At 64.6% G+C, this 5,840-nt stretch carries 5 protein-coding genes and 1 riboswitch; of the genes, 4 read left to right on the top strand and 1 reads right to left on the bottom strand.

The features are described from left to right. The coding region (locus EN994_RS14735; protein WP_164745925.1) for an NADH-quinone oxidoreductase subunit A at positions 1–325 on the bottom strand (325 nt) is incomplete at its 3' end. A 331-nt stretch (positions 326–656) separates the two neighbouring features. Between EN994_RS14735 and EN994_RS14730 the strand changes: the two genes are divergently transcribed. The 4 genes from EN994_RS14730 to cobN all read left to right on the top strand — a co-directional run. Continuing rightward, complete coding sequence (locus EN994_RS14730) at positions 657–1,856, top strand: winged helix-turn-helix domain-containing protein (RefSeq protein ID WP_063168239.1); 1,200 nt, start codon at positions 657–659, stop codon at positions 1,854–1,856. Positions 1,857–1,886: 30 nt separating this feature from the next. Continuing rightward, positions 1,887–2,091: riboswitch (cobalamin riboswitch) on the top strand. Between the two features lie 38 nt (positions 2,092–2,129). Then, entirely contained in the window at positions 2,130–2,558 is a 429-nt protein-coding gene (locus EN994_RS14725; RefSeq protein ID WP_013531088.1) for a DUF1636 family protein, read from the top strand. A 2-nt stretch (positions 2,559–2,560) separates the two neighbouring features. Continuing rightward, positions 2,561–3,598 (top strand): cobalamin biosynthesis protein CobW, encoded by a 1,038-nt coding sequence (gene cobW, locus EN994_RS14720; RefSeq protein ID WP_063168240.1) that lies wholly within the window; start codon positions 2,561–2,563, stop codon positions 3,596–3,598. An 18-nt stretch (positions 3,599–3,616) separates the two neighbouring features. Next, the coding region (gene cobN / locus EN994_RS14715) for a cobaltochelatase subunit CobN (protein ID WP_127307616.1) at positions 3,617–5,840 on the top strand (2,224 nt) is incomplete at its 3' end.

The raw sequence follows: 5,840 nt of genomic DNA, 5'->3' as shown, positions 1-5,840 counted from the left end.
AGCCGATGGTCAGCACCGCCAAAAAAACCATCATCGACCAGAAACCGAGCATGCCGATCTTCGAAAACGACACCGCCCACGGAAACAGGAAGGCTACTTCCAGGTCGAAGATGATGAACAGGATCGACACCAGGTAGAAACGGATGTCGAACTTCATGCGGGCGTCGTCGAACGAGTTGAAACCGCACTCGTAGGCGGAAAGCTTTTCGGGATCGGGATTGCGGTAGGCCACCAGGAAGGGCGCGGCCAGCAGCGCCAGGCCGACAACCAGCGCCACGCCTATGAACAGGACGATGGGCAGGTATGAGCTCAAGAGTGCGTTCATGCTCGGCTTTCCGTTGGCGCCAATCCACGTTGATTACAGCACCGGACCCTAATGCGGAAGCGTGACAGTTTAACCGCTGAACCGTTTTAAGGGCCTATGCTGCAACGCGGCGAGGGTTAGCGCAGCACTTCCAGCGAAGCAAGTCAAACCTTGTTCAAAACATCGACCTGGACGGCATATCGCGGCAAACTGGTCCGATCCGCTCCTGTTTGATTTCCTTCGCTTTTTACTCCACTTTTCTCTCCTGACATGAATGCTGCCAAAACCCTGCTAGCATGGGTTGGAATCAGCCATTCGACCCTCGGTCAAAACACGTCAAAGTGATACCTGCATGAAGGAAAAGATCTCGCTCCCGATGGCCCGGCGCATCGCCCTTGCCGCCCAAGGGTTCCTCGATCCTCGCCCGACCGGCACGCCCGACCGCCGGCATTTTGCCCGCACGCTCTCCCGCACCGGCCTGTTGCAGATCGATTCCGTCAGCGCGGTGGTGCGCGCTCATTATATGCCGCTCTATTCGCGCCTTGGCCCCTACCCGTTCTCGCTGCTCGACAACGCGGCCGTGACGCGTAAGCGCACGGTTTTCGAATACTGGGCGCACGAGGCGTCCTTCCTGCCGGTCGAGACATACCCGCTGATGCGCTGGCGCATGCAGCGCGCCGAGCGGGGCGAGGAAATGTATCTGGGTCTCGCCAAATGGGGCCGCGAGCACGCCGCCTACATCGAAGAGATCTACCGCGAGGTCGCCGAGCGCGGCCCGATCGCCGCTTCCGCGCTGGAGGGCCAGAAAGGTTCGGGCGGCTGGTGGGGCTGGAGCGATGCCAAACACGCCTTCGAATGGCTGTTCTGGGCCGGCCGCATCACCACGGCGCACCGCCGCGGTTTCGAGCGCTTCTATGACCTGCCCGAGCGCGTGCTGCCGCAGGCGATCCTCGATCTGCCGGTGCCGACGCCTGAGGACGCGCACCGCGAATTGCTGCGCATTTCCGCCCGCGCCCACGGCGTGGCGACTTCAAGCGATTTGCGCGACTATTTCCGCCTGTCGCCGGCCGATATGAAAGGCCGGTTGGAGGAACTGGTTGAAACGGGCGAGTTGCTGCCGGTGCGTGTCGAAGGCTGGGACAAGCCGGCCTATCTTCACCGGGACGCCCGTCTGCCGCGCAAAGTCGAGGCCCGCGCCTTGCTGGCACCCTTCGATCCGGTCGTCTTCGAGCGCTCGCGCACCGAGCGGCTGTTCGATTTCCACTACCGCATCGAGATCTACACACCTGCCGACAAGCGGCAGTATGGCTATTATGTCCTGCCGTTCCTGCTCGGCGACAGGATCGTGGCACGCGTCGACCTCAAGGCCGATCGCCCGGCCAGCATACTGCGGGTCCATGCGGCCTATGCCGAGCCCGGTGCGCCGCCTGAAACCGCTGCGGAGCTGTTCGAGGAATTGAAGCAGATGCAAGGTTGGCTCGGGCTCGAACGCATCGAAGTGACGCCTGCCGGCGATTTGGGCGCGGCGCTGGCCGACATAGCCGTGTCGTAAGCTCGCGTTGACACCGCCGCCCGCAAAAGCCTAAATCCGGTTCCAGATGGTCCCTTGCCCGCAACGGCAAGGGCTAAGAGGGAATGCGGTGCGGGGCAAAATCCCAAATCCGCGGCTGTCCCCGCAACTGTAAGCGAAGAGCCAAGGCCGAAAACCACTGGGAATTCCCGGGAAGGCGGCTACCCAAGGCGATGACTCGCGAGCCAGGAGACCTGCCGTCTGCGACTGTAGAATCCGATCGCCCGGCGGGTTTCCGGGCAAGGAGCCCGATCTTTGGACCACGACAGCAGTTTTTCGGCTGGCACAGCGGATATTTCGTCCGGCCATGATGATGCCTTGGCCGGCGTCACCATCATCGTCTGCGGCTCCTGCCGCAATGAGACCGGCTCCGACGCTCATCCCCGCGCCGGCGAGTTGCTGACGGACGACACGCGCCGCGCCGCCGCTGGCGACGATATCCGCATCCGCAGCGTCGAATGCCTTGGCAATTGCAAGCGGCGCCTCAGCGCCGCGATCCTGCGCGACGGTTGCTGGAGCTATGTCTTCGGCGACCTGACCGCGACCAGCGGCGCCGACCTCGTGACAGGCGCAAAGCTCTTCGCCACCTCGAAAGATGGCCTGATCCCGTGGCGTGGCCGCCCCGATAGCCTCAAGCGCGGCCTCGTGGCCCGCATTCCACCCATCGACATGCTGAAGGATTGACCATGACCACTTCCGTATCCCGCGTTCCCTGCACCGTCGTCACTGGCTTCCTCGGCGCCGGCAAGACGACGCTGGTCCGCCATCTCCTGGAAAACGCCGGCGGCAAGCGCATCGCCATCATCGTCAACGAATTCGGCGACATCGGCATCGATGGCGAGATCCTCAAGGGATGCGGTATCGACACCTGCCCCGAGGAAAACATCGTCGAACTGGCCAATGGCTGTATCTGCTGCACTGTCGCCGACGACTTCGTCCCGGCGCTCGACCAAATCCTGTCGCTGACGCCGAGGGTCGACCATATCCTGATCGAAACCTCGGGCCTGGCACTGCCCAAGCCGCTGGTCCAGGCCTTTCAGTGGCCCAGCGTGAAAAGCCGGGTGACCGTCGATGGCGTCATCGCCGTGGTCGACGGACCGGCATTGGCCGAAGGCCGCGTCGCCAACGACATGGAGGCCCTCCAGGCGCAGCGCGCCGGGGACGAGACGCTCGACCACGACGATCCGGTGGAAGAAGTGTTCGAGGACCAGATCGCCTGCGCCGACCTGATCATCCTGTCGAAGAGCGACCTGATGGACGCCGCCGGCACCGCCCGCGCCAATGCCATCGTTGGCGAACACTCCGCCCGCGCAGTGAAGATCGTGCCGACCTCGCATGGCAAGGTCGATCCCTCCGTGCTGCTCGGGCTCGGTCTGGCCGTCGAGGACGACATCGAAAACCGCAAGTCCCATCATGACGGCGCATTCGACCACGAGCATGACGACTTCGACACGTTCATCGTCGACATTGCCTCGATCGCCAATCCGGACGAGCTGGCAAAGCGCGTCGCCACCGTCGCCGAAGAAGAGAACGTGCTGCGCGTAAAAGGCTTCGTCGAGGTCGGCGGCAAGCCGATGCGGCTCTTGCTGCAGGCCGTCGGGCCGCGCGTCAATCATTACTATGACCGCGCCTGGACCGCTGAGGATGACCGCCGCTCGCGCCTCGTCGTCATCGGCCTGAAAGGGCTGAACCGCCCGGCGATCGAGCGTATACTCGCCGGCTGATTTCGGACACGGATTGCGATGCACATCCTAACCACGACATCCGCCTCGCTCGACGACCTCGCCGAGCCGGTCGATCTGCGGCAGACGCCGGCGGATATCGTGGCCCTGTCCTTCACCGACAGCGACCTCGCCGGACTGGCGGCGGCGTGGAGGACCGATGCCGACCGCCTGCCCTCGATGCGGCTGGCCGCACTGCGCGACTTGCGCCATCCCATGTCCGTCGACCTCTGGGTCGACAGCGTCGCCCGCCATGCCAAGATCATCCTCGTGCGCATCCTCGGCGGCTACGACTGGTGGCGCTACGGCTGCGACCAGCTTGCCTCGACCGCCCGCGAACGCGGCATAAAACTGGCGCTGCTGCCCGGCGAATGCCGCGACGAGGATCTGCGCCTGATCGAAGCCTCGACGCTGCCGCGCGAGGAGTTGGACGGCCTGCTCGACTATTTCCGCGAGGGCGGCCCGGCGAATATGAGCGCGCTGGTGCGCAGGCTGGCGGGCTTGGCGGGACAGGATGCGGAAGTGATCGGCCCGGTGGTGGTGCCGAAAGCTGGTTTTTACGTGCCCGGATGTGGAGTTGTGGAGAAGCCGGACTTATCGAATGCTGGCGCTTACAACGTCAACGCTCCTATCATCCCCATCCTGTTCTATCGCTCGATGCTGCTGGCCGCCGATGTCGCGCCCATCGATGCGCTTGTTGAAGCGCTGCGGCAGCGCGGCATCGACCCAGTCCCGATCTTCGTCTCCAGCCTCAAGGACCCAACCTCCCTCGCCTTCGTGGAAACAGCACTGACGGCGCTGAAGCCCGCCGCCATCATCACCGCGACCGCTTTCGCCTCAGGCGCCGAACCCGGCATCGAAACGCTGTTCGACCGCGCCGGCGTGCCTGTCTTCCAGGTCATCGTCGCCACCACCCGCCGCGACATCTGGCAAAACAACCAGCGTGGCCTGGCACCCGCCGACCTCGCCATGCATGTCGTGCTGCCCGAACTCGACGGCCGCGTCCTCGCCGGCGCCATTTCCTTCAAGGGCGAGACCGAGACCGATCCCGCACTCGGCCACCGCGCCTTCGCCAACCGGCCGGAACCGGATCGCGTGGCGCAGGTCGCTGACCGCGTCGCGGCCTTCATCAAGTTGCAGGAGACACCCCGCGCCGGGCGCAAGCTGGCCATCCTAATCCCGGATTACCCTAGCGCTCCTGGTCGAACCGGCTATGCCGTCGGCCTCGACGTGCCGTCCAGCGTGCTCGCCATGCTGCATGACCTGAAGGAGCAGGGCTATGTGATTGAGGGGATTCCGCAGACGCCGCGTGGGTTGCTGGATTTGCTGGAAGCCAGCGATACTGGATTGGCCTTAGATAACTACATTGCCTTCTCGACGGAGTTGCCGACTGCGGCAATTACTGCGGTCGAAGCCGCTTGGGGCAAAGCGGAAGACGAAACAGGTTTGCGCGGAAGCTTCCCCTTCCGCGCCGCCACCTTCGGCAACGTCACCATCGCCCTCGCCCCCGACCGCGGCCGCTCCGTCGACCGCCGCGCCGACTACCACGACCCGACGCTGCCCCCGCGCCATGCGCTGATCGCCTTCGGCCTCTGGCTGCGCAAGTCGCTCGGCGTCCACGCGCTGGTCCATGTCGGCGCCCATGGCACGCTTGAATGGCTGCCGGGCAAAACCGTTGCTCTGTCGGAAAACTGCTTTCCGGAGATCGTCACCGGTCCCCTGCCCGTCATCTATCCCTTCATCGTCTCCAACCCGGGCGAAGCGGCGCAGGCCAAGCGGCGCATTGCCGCCGTCACCCTTGGCCATTTACCGCCACCGCTGACCGGCGCCGGGCTGGACGAAAACCAGCACAAGCTCGAGCGGCTGGTCGACGAATATGCGCAGGCCGACGGGCTCGACCGTCGCCGCCGTGACCGACTGGCGAAACTGATCGTCGACACCGCGCAAAAAACCGGTCTCGCCTCCGAAGCCGGCGTTGCCAGAACCGACGCGCCCGACGAGGCCTTGCGCCGCATCGATGCCTGGCTCTGCGACCTCAAGGATTTCGCCATCAAGGACGGGCTGCATATCTATGGCCGCGCTCCGGAGGATGAGCCGGACGCCATGCGCCGGCAAAGTGCTGAAGCCGAGAAGACGGCGCTCATCGCCGCGCTCGATGGCCGCCACGTCAAGGCTGGGCCGGCCGGCGCGCCTGCGCGCGGCCGCTCGGACGTCTTGCCTACCGGCCGCAATTTGTTCACCTCGG

Source organism: Mesorhizobium sp. M7A.F.Ca.CA.002.09.1.1, from assembly GCF_003998555.1.
In the GTDB taxonomy this organism is placed as follows: domain Bacteria; phylum Pseudomonadota; class Alphaproteobacteria; order Rhizobiales; family Rhizobiaceae; genus Mesorhizobium; species Mesorhizobium ciceri.
The sequence above is the reverse complement of the archived record's forward strand: the minus strand, read 5'-3'. Positions and strand labels throughout refer to the sequence as shown.